General features: G+C 46.7%; 17 protein-coding genes. 2 read left to right on the top strand and 15 right to left on the bottom strand.

Annotated elements, in window-relative coordinates:
- Nucleotides 1-6: 6 nt before the first annotated feature.
- The 10 genes from MHI14_RS08525 to MHI14_RS08480 form a co-directional block, all read right to left on the bottom strand.
- Nucleotides 7-2,658: a molecular chaperone gene (locus MHI14_RS08525; protein WP_133385620.1), complete on the bottom strand. Its 2,652-nt coding sequence runs from the start codon at nt 2,656-2,658 to the stop codon at nt 7-9.
- Nucleotides 2,659-2,690: 32 nt separating this feature from the next.
- Nucleotides 2,691-3,380, bottom strand: coding sequence for an iron-dependent peroxidase (locus MHI14_RS08520; RefSeq protein WP_133385621.1), 690 nt, complete (start codon nt 3,378-3,380; stop codon nt 2,691-2,693).
- A 7-nt stretch (nt 3,381-3,387) separates the two neighbouring features.
- Nucleotides 3,388-4,680, bottom strand: coding sequence for a normocyte-binding protein (locus MHI14_RS08515; RefSeq protein WP_133386023.1), 1,293 nt, complete (start codon nt 4,678-4,680; stop codon nt 3,388-3,390).
- Entirely contained in the window at nt 4,680-6,599 is a 1,920-nt protein-coding gene (locus MHI14_RS08510) for a SpoIIE family protein phosphatase (RefSeq protein WP_133385622.1), read from the bottom strand. The genes MHI14_RS08515 and MHI14_RS08510 overlap by 1 nt, the downstream gene beginning before the upstream one ends.
- The gene (locus MHI14_RS08505) at nt 6,565-7,446 is read right to left on the bottom strand and encodes a PP2C family protein-serine/threonine phosphatase (protein ID WP_228469530.1); all 882 of its coding nucleotides are present in this window, start codon (nt 7,444-7,446) and stop codon (nt 6,565-6,567) included. Before MHI14_RS08505 ends, MHI14_RS08510 begins: the two co-directional genes overlap by 35 nt.
- Nucleotides 7,431-7,964, bottom strand: coding sequence for an FHA domain-containing protein (locus MHI14_RS08500; protein WP_133385623.1), 534 nt, complete (start codon nt 7,962-7,964; stop codon nt 7,431-7,433). Before MHI14_RS08500 ends, MHI14_RS08505 begins: the two co-directional genes overlap by 16 nt.
- A gap of 42 nt (nt 7,965-8,006) precedes the next feature.
- Nucleotides 8,007-8,339 carry an FHA domain-containing protein gene (locus MHI14_RS08495; protein ID WP_341130185.1) on the bottom strand — a complete coding sequence of 111 codons (333 nt, stop codon included), beginning with the start codon at nt 8,337-8,339 and terminating at the stop codon, nt 8,007-8,009.
- Between the two features lie 261 nt (nt 8,340-8,600).
- On the bottom strand, nt 8,601-9,062 hold the full coding sequence (locus tag MHI14_RS08490) for a J domain-containing protein (protein ID WP_133385625.1): 462 nt from the start codon (nt 9,060-9,062) through the stop codon (nt 8,601-8,603).
- Between the two features lie 126 nt (nt 9,063-9,188).
- Nucleotides 9,189-9,614, bottom strand: a complete 426-nt coding sequence (locus MHI14_RS08485; RefSeq protein ID WP_056695746.1) for a hypothetical protein — start codon at nt 9,612-9,614, stop codon at nt 9,189-9,191.
- Nucleotides 9,615-9,798: 184 nt separating this feature from the next.
- A complete protein-coding gene (locus MHI14_RS08480; RefSeq protein WP_133385626.1) occupies nt 9,799-11,967 on the bottom strand; it encodes a transcriptional regulator in 2,169 nt (722 codons plus the stop codon).
- A gap of 576 nt (nt 11,968-12,543) precedes the next feature.
- Between MHI14_RS08480 and MHI14_RS08475 the strand changes: the two genes are divergently transcribed.
- The gene (locus tag MHI14_RS08475; protein ID WP_339310189.1) at nt 12,544-14,598 is read left to right on the top strand and encodes a VWA domain-containing protein; all 2,055 of its coding nucleotides are present in this window, start codon (nt 12,544-12,546) and stop codon (nt 14,596-14,598) included.
- A gap of 181 nt (nt 14,599-14,779) precedes the next feature.
- Here the strand turns inward: MHI14_RS08475 and MHI14_RS08470 are convergent, their stop codons facing one another.
- The 3 genes from MHI14_RS08470 to rnhA all read right to left on the bottom strand — a co-directional run bounded on the left by MHI14_RS08470 (nt 14,780) and on the right by rnhA (nt 17,803).
- Nucleotides 14,780-15,769 carry a serine/threonine protein kinase gene (locus MHI14_RS08470; protein WP_339310191.1) on the bottom strand — a complete coding sequence of 330 codons (990 nt, stop codon included), beginning with the start codon at nt 15,767-15,769 and terminating at the stop codon, nt 14,780-14,782.
- A gap of 300 nt (nt 15,770-16,069) precedes the next feature.
- Nucleotides 16,070-16,939: an alpha/beta fold hydrolase gene (locus MHI14_RS08465; protein ID WP_074095959.1), complete on the bottom strand. Its 870-nt coding sequence runs from the start codon at nt 16,937-16,939 to the stop codon at nt 16,070-16,072.
- A gap of 210 nt (nt 16,940-17,149) precedes the next feature.
- Nucleotides 17,150-17,803 (bottom strand): ribonuclease H, encoded by a 654-nt coding sequence (gene rnhA / locus MHI14_RS08460; protein ID WP_341130184.1) that lies wholly within the window; start codon nt 17,801-17,803, stop codon nt 17,150-17,152.
- A gap of 131 nt (nt 17,804-17,934) precedes the next feature.
- Between rnhA and MHI14_RS08455 the strand changes: the two genes are divergently transcribed.
- The gene (locus MHI14_RS08455) at nt 17,935-18,501 is read left to right on the top strand and encodes a DUF421 domain-containing protein (RefSeq protein WP_339310195.1); all 567 of its coding nucleotides are present in this window, start codon (nt 17,935-17,937) and stop codon (nt 18,499-18,501) included.
- 91 nt (nt 18,502-18,592) lie between these two features.
- Here the strand turns inward: MHI14_RS08455 and MHI14_RS08450 are convergent, their stop codons facing one another.
- The gene (locus tag MHI14_RS08450; protein WP_289389946.1) at nt 18,593-19,798 is read right to left on the bottom strand and encodes an acyl-CoA dehydrogenase family protein; all 1,206 of its coding nucleotides are present in this window, start codon (nt 19,796-19,798) and stop codon (nt 18,593-18,595) included.
- Between the two features lie 98 nt (nt 19,799-19,896).
- Nucleotides 19,897-20,973 carry a dimethylsulfone monooxygenase SfnG gene (gene sfnG / locus MHI14_RS08445; protein WP_289389947.1) on the bottom strand — a complete coding sequence of 359 codons (1,077 nt, stop codon included), beginning with the start codon at nt 20,971-20,973 and terminating at the stop codon, nt 19,897-19,899.
- Nucleotides 20,974-21,078: the final 105 nt, after the last annotated feature.

The raw sequence follows: 21,078 nt of genomic DNA, 5'->3' as shown, positions 1-21,078 counted from the left end.
TGGTCCTCACTTCATTCCGTCAAAGAAGTCCAGTTCCGACAAGTCTGTCTCAAACGGAAGCAGCTTCTGCGATCCCAGATACAGCCGTTCATTTCTGCGAGCTACAGGCAACACATGGAAGCCCCAATGACGATCATCCGGAAAGACAAAAAACTTCGTCTCTCCATTCACGATGGAATCCGTATCATCTTGCGGAATTTTATCTCCATATCGATCTCGAATGTCTTCGTAGAGTACCTCTTTATAGAAATCCGGGCGGTTCGCATATACGAATTTTTGTCTCAGCTGGCCATCGCTTCCGCTAAGGTACAACTCCACTTCTGCCGTCTCGAATGGCCGGGAAATGCTACCGGGAATACCATCACTCCGATCCAGACTGCTGATCAGCATTTTTTCCCGTCCATTATGCGTGTAGGCACTTACGGTATACGGAATTACAGCGGCATCATGCGTGATGTCGGCTTGAACGCTTCCTGTTTTGCGGGCACTCAGATAACGAATCGCCCCTCGAAGGCAGGCAAGTTTAAGATCAGGCACACGCCCTTCTGCAGGTTTTTGCCGAAACTCAATGCTTCTGCCTGGAACAAACTCTTTCAATGCTTCCCTAAATACATCAATGCGGCAGGACTGACCTGTCAACTTGATAATCGAGTACTGGTTCATCCGCCCTTGACGATAAAAATCATCCAAAAACTTGCGAACTACTTCATAGATATCGGCCTTAATCAGCTGGGTAATTTCCTTGATATTGAACACCACATCAGGGAACTCATATTCATCCTTCAACTCCCCATTCCGTTCTACCGAGAGGAACCAACGCTCCATGGTGGTGATCTGCAGATCACTGTCCCCGTCGCCCTCCATCTCCGAGTGGAATCGGTTACGCAAGATGCCGGTTTTGCGGAAAAATTGCTGCTTCATCTCTTCTGCGATTTCCCATAGAAAGTAGAAGTTGCCTCTTACCCGCAAATACTCGTCCCGTGAACGATTCTCTCGACGTGCAAACGCAGTAGGGATGATATGTTCTGCCTCCTCATAGCGTTGCTCCAGCTTTTGATAAACGGACTTCACACCCTCTTCGTCCACCTGACGGAACACATCCGCACCAGGTGCCTCGATTAGACTATCAATATCCGTCACCTGACGGCGTCCGCTATAGTAGTCGGCGAATACAATTTTCATGAATTGCATAATACGATAGGTAATGTTGTGACCTCCGAAGTTCGTATCCCCATTTTCGTAGGTAGTATGGATATCGAGCTTGTACGCCATATGTCCGTCCTCGATCGTAAAGGCACAGGAAGACAAATCGGTCGTTCCACCTCCACAATCAATCACGAGCGCATGGTACGTCTGCCCTTCCATGAAAGCACCACGTTCCATGCCGTCAGCAAGGGTGTTATAGAGCACAGCCATTCCCTCATCCAGCGCATACGTCTGCTCAATCCGATAATCCGGAAGCATCTCTCCGAACATCTGCAAAAACTGTGTTTTCATCTTCACGGGACTGGTAAAATGCACATGCCGAAACTTGCACTTGAACTGATGCTCTGCCGTTCGGATGATGTAGTTCATGTACGCACGCAGCAGATCCATACGAGAAACCATGGCTGCATTGCCATGAACATCGACAATTTCTTCCATTTTGTTGTAGTTGTTCACCCAGCGCTTCATGCTGCGGAAAACACTCGCCCGGCTGCTGTACCCTCCCCGACGCATGCTTCGCAGCGCTTCATAGCCGAACTCGTAACGAATGTTCGCTGGATCCGAACACTCCGCCACACCGATTGCCGTAGGCAGGACCTCGATCCAGTCCGTATCTTTGTATGTAGGGTCGGGAAAAGCAACATAGTTGATGGCATCCATACGGACTCGTCCATTCAGCAAATCCTGGCTACTTGGCGCCTGAATATAACCGTTATGCAAATAGGCGCCTGCCGTCGTATTGGAGGTGCCAAAATCAATTGCAAGCACTGCTTCTGTCGGTTCAAGCTCCCGGATGTCCAGATCTGCCAGTGGGATTTGAGTATATTGAATATGAACCGGTGGAAGCGGTCTGCTGGAATGATAGGTTTCATATAGATACTCGGAGTCGCGTTTACGGAAAAAGAGAAGACTGTATTGTCTGTTTCCCGATCTCTTCCAGGTTGATCCACTTCCTGCCGTCAAATAAAAGGTTCCCGATACGGAGTCGTCCTTAACCAGGTTGAAGATGCCACACAGCTCCATGCTCTCATTGACTAAAAGTACGTTGGATTCGGTTAATCCACCCGGTGCCGTGACCACATATCGATCCAGCTTGTCCACGTTCAATCCTTCGTACAGAATCAGTCGCGCAGGCACACTAATGCCTCCATCACTGCTCATGGGAGCCGTCATATGACGAGAGATAGCCTTTTGGATGCGCTCGAATCCACCTTCAACAGACTGATCGATCCACAATACATCGTCCGCTCCCAGAAATTTTAAAATAATCCGAATCAGTTCTTCCCGCTCCGTCCGAGGGCCCAATCCCTCAATTAACCGTTCCTTGTAGCAAATGTTCCGTAATTGGAATGTGGTCATGTCCATCAATTCTTCGCGCGTATAACGCATGGTTCCTCTGGAACGTTCCCTGCTCGTGGCGTCAGGATACAATCGGTATGAATAGCCGTTCATCTATACTTCCTCCTTACAACTGCTGATGCTGCTTAATATAGGGCAATCCCGTCCTGTATCATCGTATAGTCCACATCCAGAATGCCAAAATGATGCCCCCAGTATATTTCCGTGTCGAAACGTACCGGCAGAAAGAGCTCAAGAATCAGTTCCAGCTTCTCCTTCGCTTCTGTACGTTCTACCTGACCAATATACAAAAGCAATTCATCCTTCTCCTCACAATTGGCATAAAGGGTTGAACGCGGGAACATTCGAACAAGGGTATCCCTCAGTAGATGAACGGCCTCTCCCGTATCATACAAACGGAGCATATTGCAGGCGATCACTTCCTGCTCCTCCTGCCCGAACAGCTCCAGTCGCCGCCGAACCCGATCCCCGTATACACCCGAATGCATATCCTTCAGAATGAAGCGAATATAATACTCCCTCTTGTTCATACCCTGCATCAAATCCATATCCGCCAGAAAATGAATAACCAGATCAAAGAGTGCTTCCCGCAACTCCACCTGCTGTTCATTATTGATATCGAACAGGTCCCGGAAAATATCAAAAAAGCGATAATACGGATTGACTTCAACCGTACCTTCCACGCCTGAAGCATTCAGGTTTGTCTGGCTAAGTTCCATATAAGGCGAATATACACGTGCTGGCACAAAGGTTACGTCGCGCAGATCGGTTCCATCACGTTTAGCTCGAATAATCAGATCCCAGATGTAATTCATGCTGTACTCACACCCATTCCCCTTCGCAGCAGTATTCGGGGAAAGCCAGCTGGATTTCGGATACCAGAAAGCTCAGCAGATCATCCAGAAAAATAGCCTGTAACGGCTGCTTCCCGTGTCTGCTGAACCTTAAAATCATTCGATGTTTATCTGCCTCAACACGGACATGGTCGCTTACAAATGTATTAAGTGGGTACGTAATGCCCAAAGCGGGTCCTGGCGCCACCACTTGTACATCTTCCAGTTCCAATCCCTCTGCTGCCTGAAAAGCGTGAACCATGCGGGCAATCTCCCCTTTGGACCGCACAGAACGTCCTTCCTGACGCGCATATTTACCGGCAAACCCTTCCCGTTTGTTATTGGAAAACAGTGGATAGTCCATTCTGCCAATTCGAGTTGCGACAGGACCGGCTATTTTCAGCACCGTCCATGAATCGGATTTTTCCAGTGGTGATACGATGGTGATATCTTCTTCCGATCTTTTGATATACCGAATATGCGATTCGTCTCCATCCACCAGATATCCGTGTTCCGTTCCGGTTTTGCGGAGTGGCAACACATGTTCATAATTGATTCGGTCCGAAGCCGGAACAGGGAATCCACCCGTTTTCATATCCAACTTCTGGATGTTCCACAGCGGAATCATATTGGTTCTTTTATAAGACTCGAACTCCTCCAGATGGATGGAAAGTTCCTTGACAGTATGTTGTTTGTCCCATGCCTCTCCGTCATCCGAACCCACTAGAACACAATCAACGAATTTGAAAATATAAGGTGCATTAATCGATTTCCATGGCAGGCTGTTCTTACGAAAGACCCGGTACAATTCTTCAACTTTGGAGATATACGCAGTACTTGATTTCAACCGAACCGTTATGGCATGTCTGCCTTCATTGGTTACAATCTCCCCGCGAAATGTCCGATTACTGTTCAGCAGAGATTGGAGTTCCTGTTGCCCACATTCCATGTAGAATGTGAACAATTTCATGTCTTCCTGACGCGCCAGTGCCTCTGAGGCCTCGCTCAAATAGACGGTCTGTGGTTCAGCATCCTCAGGAATGATCGGGTACAGAAATTCATGAATGGGGTCCAGATCTTCCCGCGCGCATAATGTGACATATACATCATGACGTTCCTCCTGCGGCAACACCTCATCAAAAACTCGTTGCTCAATCTGTTTGTTCAGCGTCTCCTGATACTCCACAAGATTAAGAAAAACGCCTGTCATGAGATCTTTGAGCATGCGGCGTTGTTCCAGATCCTCCATCTTGTTAAGACGGTCACGAATCATGTCTTTCATCATGAATCTCCTCCTTCCGATGATTCCTGTTCGTTCACGTCAACCTCCGTAGTGTCGGTGCTTCCGTCAGCCTTGGAGGCAGAATTACTGCTAGCATTACTTGTCGTTTTTCCAGAAGAAGCACCTGAGCCAGAAGCATCCGCATTGCCATTTCCAGCCGAGGTGACATCACCAGTGGAAGAACCGTTCCCCACTGTATTGCCTGCGCCCATACTTCCGGTACTGCCGGTCATATCCGAGGTCATTCCCGATGTGTTTGCTGTATCTAATCCTGCCGTATCCTGCGTAAGATCAGCCGCCGGTACAGGTGGGTTCAATTTCTCATCCAGCTTGTTTATTTTCCGCTCCATGGCCAGCACACGTTCCAGCATATCGATCTCTTGATAAATTCCCTGTGCCGAAGCATAGGCCTCCATGGCACCACTATAGTCTCCGGCTTCATTGAAGCGGTCACCCTTCTGTTCCAGCGTATCTGCCTGAAGCTGCCGGGATTGTCGCTTGATATCTGCACGTTTGGTCTCGGCCGTCTCCAGTTGCGTAGCAATCTCCTTCAGCGCATCTTTGTAAGCCGTCTCCGTAGCGGCCGTTCTGGCCCGTTTATACAAAATGATTGCTCCACTGTAATCTCCGTTCTGGAGTTTCAGATCGCCCTCGGTGATCCAGTCTTGCACTTGCTGGAAAGTGGTCATCTGCTCCAGTCGCTCCTGAATAACTTCCCGGTTGAACATGCTATAGGATTCAGACAATTCCAATGCTTTGGTGTAACTCGCGGTTGCTTTGGTAATGTCGCCTTCTTTCAGGTGAGCTTCCCCATCAACCAGCGTCTGGGCAGCAGACATCTTCGCGGTCAACAGCTTTTTATGTATAGGGTCCTTGATTTTGATGGAATTATTGCGTGCAAGGCTGTAGTCCGAGACCGCCTTGGCATACTCTTGTTCCTTGACGTACTGGTCTGCGGTCTGTTCATATTGCAGCATATCTACGACCAATTCAGCTTTTTTGGCTGCACTTTTCACCGCGTAGAATATGCCGGCTCCACCAAAAATCAGGAGCATGACCAGCATGATGGCAATCCGCTTAATCCATTTCTTACGGTTCTTGGGCTCTTCATGAAAAATCTTGTTCACATATATGGCTGCCGCACTATAATTCTCGATACGGGCATGCTGCTTGCTAAGCATCACTTCTTCAAGCGTATCCGCCAGTGTCTGCGGGTCATTGGCGCCTTCAACCGCATCGATCATCTCGGCATCTTGAACCCCCTCCCACAATCCAGGGGTGCATAGCACAAGTACGTCGCCATCGGCCAGCTTGATCTTATCCGATACATACGGCCTGATCATGCCAGGTTTGCCCGCATATTCATTCAGATTACCGCGTTCATCATGCTGATCCACACGATCCTCTGCAATCTGGCCTTCGGCTGCCAACTGGGCAGCAACGCTATGATCTTTGCTTTTTAGTGCAAGCCGATTTCCACGAAAATGATACAACCGGCTGTGTCCGGCAGATGCCCACACCATACGTGTATAATCTGTCACAACAATGACAAATCCCGCTTTGAGCCTGACTCGGCGACTTTCATACTGAAGCCATTCATGTGCAATCTTGATATACTCTGTTAGTCTCCGTTTGGACATGGTTGGTTTTTCCAAAAAGGATTCCAGAATGGTCTGCACTGTGATCTGTGCGCTATTCACTTCCGTATCCGTATCCAAACCATCTGCAATGACATAACAGGCCCAATCTTCCAGCTCAACGCAGCCGTAGAAATCCCGATTTTTCAGGAAAGATCCCGCTTCCGAGACAAAAGCCGTCTTGAATTCACTGTTCTCCTTCCTCATCCGTCTCCCCATTTCCCTTCCCTGTGCGTTGCCTGATCCGTTACCATCCTTGCTCCAAAATGATAATCGTGGCATTATCCTGATGCACGAGCTGTTTTTCTTCAATCAAATCAATGATGGTCTGGGCTGCATCAAATGGCGACATGTCTTTCGCCAGTATAGTCTCCAGTTCCATCTCAGTAAGGGAGTTGTATACCCCGTCACTGCATAACACAATCTTGTCCGCCGGTTGCAGTGCAAACGGCTCGTCCGCGATTTCCATTTGTTTAAAATGGTCGTACCCCAAATAGTTGACCAGCCTTTTGCGCTGCGGATTATCCAACGCCTCCTGCTCCGATATTTCTCCAGACATATACTGTTCTTCGAGTTGAGTTTCCAGCGTATGTTTATGATTGATAGCAAGTAGCTCACCTTTGCGAAATACGGCCAAAATACTGTCTCCTACCGCGCCCCAATATAGCTCTCTGCCCTTGATCATGGCTGATACCAACGTTGTTCCGCCCGGAACGCCAAGCAAGTTACGAAGAATCGCCTGGTTTGCCGCATGGGAAGAAGCATCCCAAAACTCCTCTGGATCAGGAAACCGCTCCAACTCTTCAAACTCACGGATAAATGTTTCTACGGCAGTGGTACTGGCTACTTTCCCTCCAGATAATCCGCTAATTCCATCGGCAAGTACTGCAAGTACACCATAAGGCTCCACGGCGCAGGCAAAATAATCATCCTGCTCACTGCGAGCACCAATGGTCTGTCCATTCCCGATCTGAACACCTACTGGCCTATCGTCACGTTGCCTTACCGGAATCCGGCTTCGGACGAATAACAACAACCAGATCGACAAACAGCCTGCTGCCAGAACCCAATAAGGCGTTAGCTCCTTGTCGTTCCACAAGATCATGAAGGTATTCACTGTTGCTCCCATTCAAAATGCACACCACATAATGGGATGAAAATGAATTTGCTGCGTCCCAATTGAATGACGTCGTAGGCAGCCAGTTCCACCGGAGAATAGACCGCTTCATTGTTGTGATAGGCAAGGCCGGAAGCATCGCCGGGCAGCAGATAGAAATTCCGTTTTTTTGGATCATATACAATCACCGCATGATTACGCCTTGAAATCGTGTTATCCCCTAGGATTCGAACATGCATCTCTTCCGAACGTCCAATAAAGTTCTTTTCAGCCATAATTCGATAATCCTGGCCCATCTGCGGACCTTCGATACACACCATCCATCCCGTTACCGGTTCAATTCCTGTCGTTTCCCCCAGGTATGGCATCGTTCTGTCATCCTCTGCCGTGCGAGGCGCGCGTGGGATTGCTCCCGCTGCTTCACTATTGCCGGAAGCCGGTGACTCGACGGCCAGATTGCAATATGGACACGTGTTTCCGTGCCGTCTCGTGCTGAACATATGTCCGTTTCCACATCTTGTCAGACTCATTTCTTTTCATTCCCCCGTAGCTTGTATAATGGTACGCCAACGTTATTTCACCAAAATTCGGGTATTGGCAATATAAATTAAGTCCCCTGCCTCAATCAGGCTGGGTTCTTCGATTTCCAATTTGGATGATCTGCTTTGATTTCCCTTACGTACACCTACGCCGCTGGCCGAGTCAATATCCTCGATAAACCATTGGCCCGAGGCTTTGTTCAGCACAGCATGTTGCGGACTGATGAGGGAAGCATATGGAGTATCGGACAGATCAATGTCCGCCTCACTGTTCTTCGAACTTTTTCCGATCAATACACTCGTCTCACCCTGAATGTACCATTCCTTCACACTTGTACCGTCGTCGTCCAACAGCACGAGTTTCACAACACGTGAAGACAGCTTCTTCTTTTCCCCCTTGGTGGCAGGTATGTATTTAAAAAATAGGTATGCTCCCCCGGAGAGGACTACAATAATTCCAGTTATCCACTGGGCACTTATGTCCCGGTTTATGATGAATATGTAATACAGCACGGCTAACGAAATCATGGCGACGCATACGTCAAGCCCTATCGTCATTACCGACCTTCCTCGTCTCACTTCCATAACCTCCGCCTGAACCGGCACGATCCATTACAGGCCACCGGTTTACTTTTTTCGAACTCCGAAATATCGGTCAAACATGGCGGACATATCCATTCCTTTATTGGGATCGGCTTTGCCACTGTTTGAGCTTTCCTTGCCTTTGGGGCTATAGCCAAAAAATTGTTCAAACTGTTCCTGCATTCGTGATGGATCAGACCATACCTTCTCGGTATTCATAGGTCCATTTTTTGTATGTCCACTCTTTTCTCGTGCAGTACTGGATGTTGCTCCTTTTGCCCCTCCTGGATTCCCTGTAGATCGAGGTTGTTGATTGTATGCTGCCCTTAACTCGGGGTTTCCGAGTGTGCTGTAGGCCTCATGTACTTGCTTGAAACGCGCCTCTGCCTGCGGATCTCCCCCGTTAACATCCGGGTGAAATTTCTTCGCCAATTGACGATAAGCCTTTTTGATCTGCTCCGGAGAAGCTTCACGTTCCACACCAAGCACGGCATAATAATCTTTCATGGTATTCGTTCCTGCCTCCCTGCCGTATTCGGGCGTAAATAAAGATTAAGGGGCACAAGGGCCCCTTAACATGACAGCGTTATTCTAGGCCAGTCATAACTGACCCGGAACATTAGTTGCCCCCTTTTATACCGGGAAGCCGCCTTCGATTTTAGTGAATTCAGTTTTGTCTTTTTTCTGTTTGATGAACAGGCTGAATTCACCCACGCCTTCGGTATCTCCGAAACGCTCTGTGTAATCCACAACGAACGCGTTAGGCATGTAAATTTTGCGTACCACTTGATCCGCTGCAACCACTTCCAGGGTTACTTTACGGTAGCAATCTGCTTTTTCAGCTGGAACGAGGGACCACAGAGCAAGTTTCATCGTGTCATCTGCATTGTCACCGTCTGTTGCTGTAATAATTTTGCCACTGATGCGAAGTGTTGCACCTACATCTGTGGATCTAGCGTTGGAATCATCCGGTGTATCTGTGTCATACACTACTGTGCGGATATTATCCATTCCCAATTCGATTGTTTCTGCGCCTTCTACTTTCAATACAAAACCCATTAATAAAAACCTCCTTAAGATTAGAAAACAATGTGCCCGGCATGCTCTCCATCTGGGGAGAGGTACCGGAATATATGTATAAGGTCAGCCAGTAAAGGCTGCCTCTAACACCAAAATAAATGTCTACAATTCGTTGTTTGAAGAATTATATTTAAAATCCAAAACTTGTAACTACTCCAGTCTCTTACACTTTCATCGCGCTGGTGCCTTTGGTAATCATGACCTCCAGGTTCTTCACGTTGCCGTTGAATACCAGATCAATGTGGCACATATTGCTCTTCTCATCGATGATAAAGCTCATGTCGTCACCTTCCTGAATGATCGAATTGATCGACCCTCGGGTTCCCAGCCACCGGCTCTTCTGACTGCTCGGATTGTTGCTGAAGAATTTGACGATATTTTCATGCTTGAAATCACCCGTCTGGAAACGGAGCAAGCGCTCAATGTAAGTACTTACGAGTGTTTTATACAAGGAATCAAAGCCATCTTCGGACATCGCCATGCTTCTCGCTTTGTATACCGTGATCCGCTTGATATCGCTATCCTGGATTTGGGCATTTTCCGATGAGAAAATAAATCCAAAGTTTTTGCGGTTAATCGAATCCTTGATGGTGTTCGTGAATCCGGAGATTTCTTTGGTCATCGTAGTCACGACACGCAGACTGTTATCGCCTGCCTCAATATCAAAACGCACACCTGGATAATCCCGGTTCACGGTTTTGAATGCGCCTCGTAGATACTCGGGGCACTGATATGCAGCCACAATTCCGGCAGATACATAAGACGCACCGACATACACACCTTCAATCCACAGCTTCAAAATGTCTTCTTTCTCCTTGGAAAGTTCCACACCATTCTCTGTCTGAAGCATACGACTGTCGATAACGACACCGGACTTCTCTTTCGGAATAATGGTGAAATTCGGAGCACTTGGAATGGCGAATTCGCTGTAGTCCTTGCGAGTTAATACCGAGCATTTATCAATATATTTATCGATGCCCGCAGTAGCCATGCTACTGAATGTAGTCTCTTCTCCGGATTCAAAGCTGAAGAATACTTGTACTTTGTAGTCTTTAACGACTTGCAGGAGCATGGACAGGGATTCCATACTGTTTCCGTCTTGTTTAACCACTTTCTCGTTACCACGGAAACGGGCACGACTGACTTGAACTTGTCCCGTATTCTCCAGTTCAACGGAAGGAACAATACCGAACCAAATGGTGTCGGTAAAATCATTCTTCGCATTGACTGTGTTGAGATAGGTCTCCAGCCGCGGAATGTTACTGCTCTTAACAAGCATATCCAGCTTGGCATTGGCAATCAGCATGGAAGGCAGCATGCCTTTGTTTTTGGTCGCATATTGATCAAAGAACATTTTGACACCCAAAATTTTCTCTACCAGCGGTTTTACGGTTTTCACAAAGTCATCCTTGGCGTTCTTGTAAAATTCCAGGTATGTATTGTAATTCTGTACTTCAACTGCCGTATCAACATCCGTCTGAACCGCAGGAAGTGGGCAGAATGTACGAACGACCAGATCCTGTACATACGGTGAAGGTGCCTCGGAGAGTGAATCATAATCTTCGGCAAACACCTGAGTCAAATCTGTGCTTGTCGACTCATCCAGGAGCATCAACTCGTTGTTATCACTCTTTGGAGCTTCAATAATTTTCAATTCTCCGCTCTCACCAATCGTGAGTTGTCCTACCTGAATCGCTTCGGAAGAAGTTTCTTCTTGAGCACGGCCCAGCAACAAGCGGGTTTTGATATCTTCGATGGCCAGTGGCAGCATTGCCATAACATTGTTATAGTTCCGGCTGGCATCTTCAAACATGACATTAAGTTTATCCCCGATATCCAACTTCTTCGGGTCCCCGTCATCAAGCTTCTCATGCTGGCCATACATGTAATGAATTTCTTTCCGTACCTGCCGAATGTCATCCATAACCTTTTTCGGTGAAATCATATCCAGCAAATTTTCAAACTTGAAATCTACATTCGTAATCCCCTGACTACGTTTGGTATCGATCAGGGTAAAGAGCATTCTCAGGAAGTCATTGCTATGATCAATTTTGATCTCAGAGATTGCTTCATCCGGAATCCCTTCCGGTTTTTTAAGCGTATACATGACTTTCTGGTTTACCGCATTGAAAAAGGAATACACACTGGGAGAAAACTTGTCCAAAAACTCATCGAAGTTGCGTACAAGCAAGTGTTCGTTGATCTCCTTGATCTTGTCATCATTCAAACTGTCGATCCCTTTTACGTCACCGACAATCGTAATCAAATCCATTTTCTCAGGATTGATCTCTTCAAAAAGCATCGTTCGGTTCGTTTGATTAATAATATCCATTCAGGCAACATCCCCCTAATGATGGTTCATTTGGGCGAATGCTTCCCCCCCTCCATCAATTTTTGACACTCCGCACGCACTATCAGTCTTTGGTCATGATCTAAGAGAATCATCTTCTCAGGCCATCACAAGTCCAATAGAACGAGCTGTCAACATATGACTGGAACTTATGTACCAGATTATGCCGTTTACTTTGGAGATTTATGGAATTCATCTTAATCATCAGCGATATGTTTTGTCAATATTCCCCTATATAGGTCTAAAAGCTCATTTATGTGACTTCGATATACCTATAGAACTATTTTCCGAATTTCGCTTCACTTCCCTTCGAATCATGCCGATGATAAAGAATATCCTATAATTTGGATGATGTTCAATGATTTAAGACTAGTGGAGTTTTTCCCCTAATCATAAGGAAATCACCTTAACGTATGCGGTGTTGCAATATTCTTAACTTATCAAAACTACGCATAACGGGGTTTTATCGAGTAAAAACAAAAGTTTTTCAACAAAAATCAGTTTCACCTCTAAAAACAATTGTAGTGCCCAAAACAGAAAGGAGATTCAAAGCATCGTATGATATTAATAAAATTAAAAAAAACAATTTTCTCTCTCTTGTTCATCAGCTTTTTAATTCCAGCATGGGACATGGGAAGCATATACGCTGAATCATCCGTCAAGACCCAGACGTATGAAGGACTCGATGCCATGTTTGTCCTGGATGTTAGCTACTCCATGAATGAGACCGACAAAGATCGCATCGCCGAAGAAGTTATACATATGTTTATGGATATGACTAGTGGACCTAAGACCCGATTGGGGTTTGTAGCTTATAATGACAAGATCACTTCATCCGTACCACTGATGGATATTTCATCCTCTGGAGCTCGCAATAATCTTCGTAGCCGTGTGGATGGCTTAAAACGTTCAGGATATACAGATCTCGGACTTGGCTTACGCCGAGGTGCTAGCCTGCTTGAACAATCACAGACGGACAAACGTAAACCATTTATGATTTTGCTCTCTGACGGAGAAACGGATTTACGAGGATCGACGAGCAGAACACCTGCCGACTCATCCAAGGATGTGGACAAGGTTATTGAGATGGCACAACAAGCTGGTTATCCCATCTATACTGTGGGACTAAACCGCGACGGTACGGTTAACCCCGCAGAATTGGAGCGCATCGCCAAAGAAACGGGTGGTTCTTCCTTCATTACCGGAAGTGCGGACGATCTGCCTGAAATCTTCAATCGTATTTTTGCAGATCAGATTCAATCTGTTCTTGTGTCTGTAGCGGCTGTGACTGCAACTGGAGCAATGCAGGAAGTAACCGTGGATATTCCTAACTCCAGCATGGCGGATGCCAACATTATCATGCTCTCTGATCATGCTGTCTCGGAAGCTCAGCTCTATTATCAGTCGAGCAATGTCAGCTTCATTCGATCTGATAAATATGCTCTGATGAAGATCATTCGTCCGGTCAAAGGACAGTTTAAACTGAAGTTTAAAGGTCGTAGTGGTGATCTGGTGAAGATTAATCTACTGGGCAATTACAACGTAGCTGCTACTGCAAATATGGCAACGGAGCAGCCAGTCAAGGGGAAAAGCATCACATTTGAGGCATCACTCTACGATCAGGCTGTGGACCCTAAACCCATTCAGGACTTGGATGTGTACAAGGGACTGGAAGCGGAACTCATTGTAACTCCATCTGATGGAAAGACAGAACGTATCCCTTTGACCAATACAGGTAGCGGATTTACGGGAAAATACACTTTTCCCAAGTCGGATCTGTACACATGGGGACTACGGATCGACGGTCCAGACTTTTATCGCGAAATTACTCCGGTTGAAGTAGACATTACGAATCAAGCACCCGTATCCACCGGCGAATCCATGGTGTTATCCAAAGATGACAGCAATACAGATGTCGACCTGAACAACTACTTTAAGGATGCCAATAATGATCCTTTAACGTATGTCCTTGCTGAAGGTGGAAATGAACGCAAGCTCGGGGAGGCCGTCATTGAAGGTAACCTGTTGCGATGGTCTTCTCTTCACACTGGAAGTTCCACCATTAAGGTGACAGCAACGGATTCTGAGGGAGCAAGTATAACTACAGACATTACGTTGCAAATTCAGTCTTTCCGTGAAAAGGTACTGCTCTATACAGGATTGGGCCTGCTTCTTGCTGGTGGTATTTTCGCACTGTATTGGTTCGTATTGAAACCAAAACCCGTATTCCGCGGAAGACTGGAAGGATACTTTCTAGCTACAGCGAACGGCGAGGATATACCAGTGACCAATTGGCCTCTAACCTCATTGGAACGTCGAAAAGTAAGTCTCAGTGAACTTTTTGATCGCATGGACATTGGGGTCAAAGTACCTGAAGCGGGACGAATCTGGCTGGAAGCGGGTAAGAAAGAAACGTTATTGGTACGGCACGATACGAATTGTACGGTTGTCCGAGGCCGAACGCCAGTGAAGCGTAGATACACGGAAGCTATGGAGTACAATGAAAAGTTGTATATTACGTTTGAGGATGGTGTTACGGAGATCGAAATTCGTTACAAAGCCATCAAACCAAGTACCAATATCTATGTAGGGCAAAAGAGAGATCCCCAGTAAACTACGTGTTAACTAAGTGGAAATGAAGCACGCTGATGTATGTTCTCTCTGAAAATATAAAAGAAAACAAGCCAGTTCGTCCCCATCAAGGGGACGAACTGGCTTGTTAATGTTGTTCATGCATATAAATGCTATGCTCTCATTTAAGTGCATCCACTTTATGAACATAGGTTATGACTGCTTACGCCGTCTCAGTTTGCTTTTTCGACTCCACTTCATAGACCTGCGTATGTTCATTCTCGGCTAAAGACCATTCCACTGTACCTGGTTTGCGCACTTTCCATACCCAGGCTTGAACTCGTAGCGAACTTCTGACCCAAGCTAAGGAAGCACAGCGTTTCTCAGACCGAACCGTCAACCCCCAATGAATAACACGAGCAAGCCAAGGATTCACATACTCATTATGTGAGCGAACAGATGGCAATTCATCCTGGAACAACCGCTGTTTCACGTCCATAGGGGGTTGCCCGCATGTCCAATAATGGAGCAGAGCCGCCAGGCTATAGATGTCAGACATCGGTCCCTGACTGGATTTCTCCGAATAAAACTCCAGCGGAGAATAACCTGCCGATGTAAATATCACCTGTTTCTCTCCGGATTGCATCGGCCAACGGGTAGCTGAGCCAAAGTCCAGAAGTTTGGGTGTACCATCCTCCATAACCATAATGTTGGAAGGTTTCACATCCCGGTGAAGAATGCCTTGCTTATGTATGTAATCCAATGTATCCACCAGTGGAAGCAGCGTCTCCGTTATGAAGGCAGCATCAAGTGCATGATTGTGTTCATTCAAATACTCGGTTAATGTGATTCCCGTGCAGTATTCCATCACCAGATACCCCGTATCATTCGCTTCAAAATGATCCAAATACGAAACAATATGAGGATGATCCAGTTTCGATAACAATTCACCTTCGAGCAGAAATGCAGCCAGTAACTCCTGATATTGCCCACCGTATCCTCGCGAAGAGCAGAACACCCCACGCTTGTCTGCCTGACGTTCAGCCAGTCTCTGTGGGAAAAATTCCTTAATGGCTACCTTGGCACCTGTGTTACGATCTCGCCCTGCATATACAATAGCCAACTCACTGCTGGCTAATACCTGTCTTATTTGATATGTATCATTTATAATTACATTGCGTTGCAATGCCATTTTGCAATTGTCTTTTCTCATAACCAGACCTCTTTTCAACCTTGTCAATCGGAAGACTTTCCGCGTAAATGCATCATTTGGTTCAACCAGTAAGCAATTCATCGCCAACTATACATATAAACCAAATGATGCAATTTGAAACACCTTCACGCGAAATATTTAAATATAAATGATATCAAGCCTTCTACGATCCACTGCTAATCCCTATCCACACTATTCTATAGAAGAAAAGCATTCTCTTATATAGAGTATCGACAGATGGATGTAATTACTTTATTAAACTGGAGAAAAACATTTTTCATCCTTCATTTGCAGCTTTTATTAATAATTATTCTGTAAAAAACGCCCGATTTCCTCGTTCATCTGAACCAATACATCCTGTGAAGGGAAATGTCCTGTATCATACTTAATGGCTTTTACATTCGTAATAATCTTTTGAGCTCGCTCAATACACTTATCCGCAGGGAAAAAGACATCCTTCTCCCCTACCAACAATAAGGTTGGTGACGTATAATTCACCAGTTCTTCCCGCTCCGTAAGCTTGGGCAGATCCTGATCTATGCTGACGTATTTAAAAAGTTTGCCGATAATGTTTTTATCCATTTCTTTCATGCAGTTGCACGACATGTTGTCCGTAATTTTTTGCAAAGAAGATGGTGAAGACGTCATACGATACTTGACGAGTGGCAGCGTGATATCCTGAGCTGTTTTAATTTTGGAATTGACCGCAAGACCAGCAGGAGCAACCAATACAGCACACGAGATGCGTTCCGGAATATAGGTAGCCAATCTGAGAATAATGCCTCCTCCAAACGATGGACCGATAAATGCACTCTTTTCAATATCATAGTGGTCCAGCAGATCCGACACCCATAAAGCCAAGCTATCAAACCGTGTGGAGATACTCGCTTCCTCACTATAACCAGGATGACCAATCGTATCAGGAGCAATAATCCGGTATTCTTTAAATAAAGAAGAGAACCATGACAACGTCATCGGATTCACACAATTACCGCCTTGGAGAATAAATAACGGCTTGCCATCTAGAGGACCCGTCAGTAAAACATGCGTCTTTCCAAAACGCGTCTCTACATACTCACGCGTAAAATCCTCACCCAACTCGTTCAAATAAATCTCATACTCTTCAAGTATGCTGCTCTTGCCTTCTTCACTTCTATAAATGGAACTCATGTCTGCCTCCTGCAATATATACTCAAATAACCCATTCTAGTGAATGGACTTGCTAATCGATGGACCAAAAAGATAAAGAGGGCCTGCAGATGACAGGCTCCTCCATATGTTTAACTAATCATATTCAGATGATTATAGAGCGGAAACTGGAAATTGTAAATAACGATTCTAATAGACCAGAAATAAAGGGCTCATCTAAAAAAAATATACTTACTTCCGGCCGTAATCGGCCTTGATTTCGCCCCACTGTTTGGTCTGCCATTTTAACACTTTATTGCTATACGTATTTGTCTGGAGCCACTGCTCCGCACGATCGATCATCAGCCAGATTTCTTCCGTGGAGTTGTATCTTGGTAACGTTGTGGCTACTTTTTTCTGCTTTAGCCATTTCATGGCATTGACCGAGTCGGTATACACCGTTTTGGTACTGCCTTCTTTTTTCAAATGTGCGAGGGCATGTACAATGGCCAGGAACTCACCCAGATTGTTCGTGCCTTTGGAGATCGGTCCAACAGAGAAAATAATCTCACCGGTGCGGGTGTCTACCCCTTTGTATTCTACAGGTCCGGGGTTACCGCGTGTCCCCACATCAACAGAGATACTGTCATAATCCACTTCTTCCGATGTTTCCATGCCTGCGCTTCTTCCGCTACCAGCCGACTTGGTCTTCGACGCTCCGCCGGCACTTGAACCCCAGTTCCCTTTCCATCCGGCACGATACGCTTCTTCTGCGGCCGCTTTAGACTCATAAGATTTATATTTAGCTCCGGTATACTGATCCGTCTGCGCTTTGCATTCTGCCCATGTGCTATATACGCCTGGCTTCTTACCTTCCCAGACAACATAGTATTTCTGTTTTGCCACTTTGACCCGCTCCTTTATTTAACTTCATCAATACCCTATTGTAAACGATTGGGAGGGGTGAATGAAAGTTAAGTTGTTCGTCCAAGCTAAGGAATACGACACTTGATTTGGTATAGAAAGGAATACAACCAATGGACTGGATATGGAAATCCATCTTGCTTGTACTGATTGGCATGATTCTGCTACGGATTGCTGGACGTAAATCCATCTCGCAAATGAGTGTAGCCACGACAGTCATTATTATCTCAATCGGAACAACGATCGTGCAGCCAATTGCGAATCATGAGTTAGGCAAAGCGATCGGGTCAGCGGCGGTATTTATCCTCATGCTTCTGATCGTTGAACAATTACAGTTGAAGTTTAATTGGTTTGAAACAATGATGAGCGGAAAATCCAAGGTTATCGTGGAAGATGGGAAGTTGAATCTACCGAATTTGAAACATATGCGCTTTTCCGTGGACCAATTGGAGATGCAGTTGCGGGAAAAAGGGATTACAAGTATTACCGATCTGGAAACGGCCACGATGGAACCAAACGGGCAGCTCGGTTATGTGCTCAAACGGCACGCGCGCCCAGTAACCATAGGCGATCTGGAAGCACTCCTGAAGCAAGGTACGTGGCCCACGGAATCCAAAAAACTGTTCCAGGAGGTCATCCAGGATGGACACTCTCGTCCGCTGGACTCCACACTTGAATAGCTACTGCCTGTCCATCGTCGCAATAGAAAAAGGAAGCCTGTATATCTTCGGGTGAAGATATACAGGCTTCCTTTTTCAGTTTCTGCGTGAATTAATCCCCTCCCTCGTACCACAGCTCCAGCGGCAGACCGACCAGAGACTTGCCAATCCACTCTCTGGCGATGTTGTTGGAGGGCCCCATGGCAATGCCTGCACGCGCGTCACGGAAGAGACGTTCAAACACGCCTTTTTTATAACCATAACCTCCGGTAACATCCAGTGCTGCTTTGGTCGCTTTATTCGCGACTTCGGCAGCATGAATTTTGAATTCAACCAGCGGCAGGAACAGCTCAACTTGCGGTTTCCCCTGTGCCTGAAGTTCGTCCAGCTGCCGCGCAAGTGATAACTGCCAAGGCTTCAAGCTGGAGATTAGCACCTTCACTTCAGCCAACTGCTGGCGTATGATCTGGTAATCGGCTAAGCGCTTGTTAAAATCCCGATGAACCATGCCCTTCACATATTCGGATGCAGCCTCAAGCGCCGCCTCGGCAACTCCAAGCCAGGTTGAGCCCAGGCCGATCAAATATACGGGGGATACACCACTCTCCAGGATTTCGCGACCCTGCCCCTCGGTTCCAAGCTTATCCTGAGCTGCAATTCGAACGCCTTCATATTTAATGGGTCCGCTATGGTTACCACGAACACCGAGCGCATCCCACACGCCGGACGTAATGCCTTCCAATTGTCCATCGACAAGGAAGAAGCTCACATCTGTCGGGGTTTGTGCTCCTGGCGTGCGAGTCTGAGTCACATAAAAATCAGCCTGTCCCGAGCTTGTCGTGAACGACTTTTCGGCATTCAGAATATAATCCTCGCCGTCTCGGGAAGCCTCGCTGAAATTAAACCACCAGTGACCTCCCGAAGCACGCTCACTTGTGGAATACGTACCAATAGCGCCATTACGTACCGGCTTCAGCCAGCGCTCCTTCTGATCCTCATCTCCGTAGAGAGCTATCGTCTGAACGGCTCCAACATGCATGACATACACCAGTGAAGTCGAAGGGCATCCCTTGGCAATTTCTTCTGCCGCAATCGCAAAGGCAACATGATCCAGTCCCCGTCCACCGAAGCGCTCGGGAATCAGCACCCCATTCCATCCAGCCTCAGCAAGGGCGGACAGATTCTCACGCGGGAAACGGCCCTCACGGTCGATCAGCTCAGCACGTGGTTTAATGACTTCGTCGACAATCCCCCGAATTTCAACTCTCAATTGCTCATAGTCTGGCTGGGTGTGAATGGTGTTTGCTTGAATACTCATTGCATCAACTCTCCTCTGATTAGAATAGGGATACATCCCTCAATAACAGTGATACAGATATGCCAATCCATTCCTTCTATTGAAGATCGATCGTTTGATCAGGAAGTTGCTACCCGGTTTAGTGCAGCCTCCTTCTCTCTAACCAGCGGGATTACCTTCTCACCGAAAGCCCGAATATCCTCATCGTAATGAAGAAAGCCAGTAAGAATGAGATTTACTCCAACCTTTTTCAACGCAATGATGCGGTCTGCCACCTGCTCCGGGGTACCAATCAAACCGGTTTTGAACCCGTCATTATATTGCACCAGGTCGTCGAAATTGGAATTCGCCCACATTCCCTCCTGTTCAGGTGAAGCTTTGCCTGCAAATTGAACCTGACTGCGGAAGCCCTCCACGGCCTCGGGGTCAGCATGCAGAATAATCTGGCGCAGTACTTCCAATGCTTCTTCTTCCGTATCCCTCACGATGACAAAAGCATTTACTCCGAATTGCAGCTTGCGGTTGTAGGACGCAGCCCGCCCAGTCACATCCTCAATCTGGGTACGGAAGCCTTCGATGTTATTCCCGTTCATGAAATACCAATCCGAGACTCGTGCAGCCATGTCGCGTGCAGCCGCCGAATTCCCTCCCTGGAACACAGGTGGAAGTGCAACCGGTTTGGGTTTGTGTGGCGCTTCATGAATACGGTAAAAGTCTCCCTGGTGATTGGCTTCTTCTTGCGTCCACAGCTCCTTTATGACACGGATGAACTCTTCCGAGCGACGATAACGCTCGTTATGGTCCAGCCACGGTTCTCCAAATCCATGAAACTCTCCCTTGAACCAGCCGCTGACAATATTTACGGCAGCTCGTCCCTTGCTGATATGATCAATCGTCGTGATCGCTTTCGCTACTGGACCGGGATGCCATAATCCAGGCAATATGGCTGCTATCAGTTTCAAGCGATCTGTAACCACAGCCAGTGCGGAGGCAAGAGCAATGGCTTCCAGTTGATTATCAGCGCCGTAGCTGGCCATAAATCTGGTTTGCAATAACGCATAATCAAAGCCCACATCTTCTGCGATCTTGGCATACCTCGCGTTATCCTCAAATGACCAGCCTGTTTTTTGCGGGATGCTGGAGATAACCAGACCCCCACTTACATTAGGAACCCAATACGCGAATTGCATGGACATGTTGAATCACCTCTTCAATGGAATGATATATAGGCAAGGGCCAAGGCCCTCTCTACCGGAGCGAAATGCAACAAAAAAGACACCTACAATCTATAAGTTTGAGGG

It is taken from the genome of Paenibacillus sp. FSL K6-2393 (genome assembly GCF_038002545.1).
GTDB lineage: Bacteria > Bacillota > Bacilli > Paenibacillales > Paenibacillaceae > Paenibacillus.
This window is presented reverse-complemented; position numbering and strand designations above follow the sequence as displayed.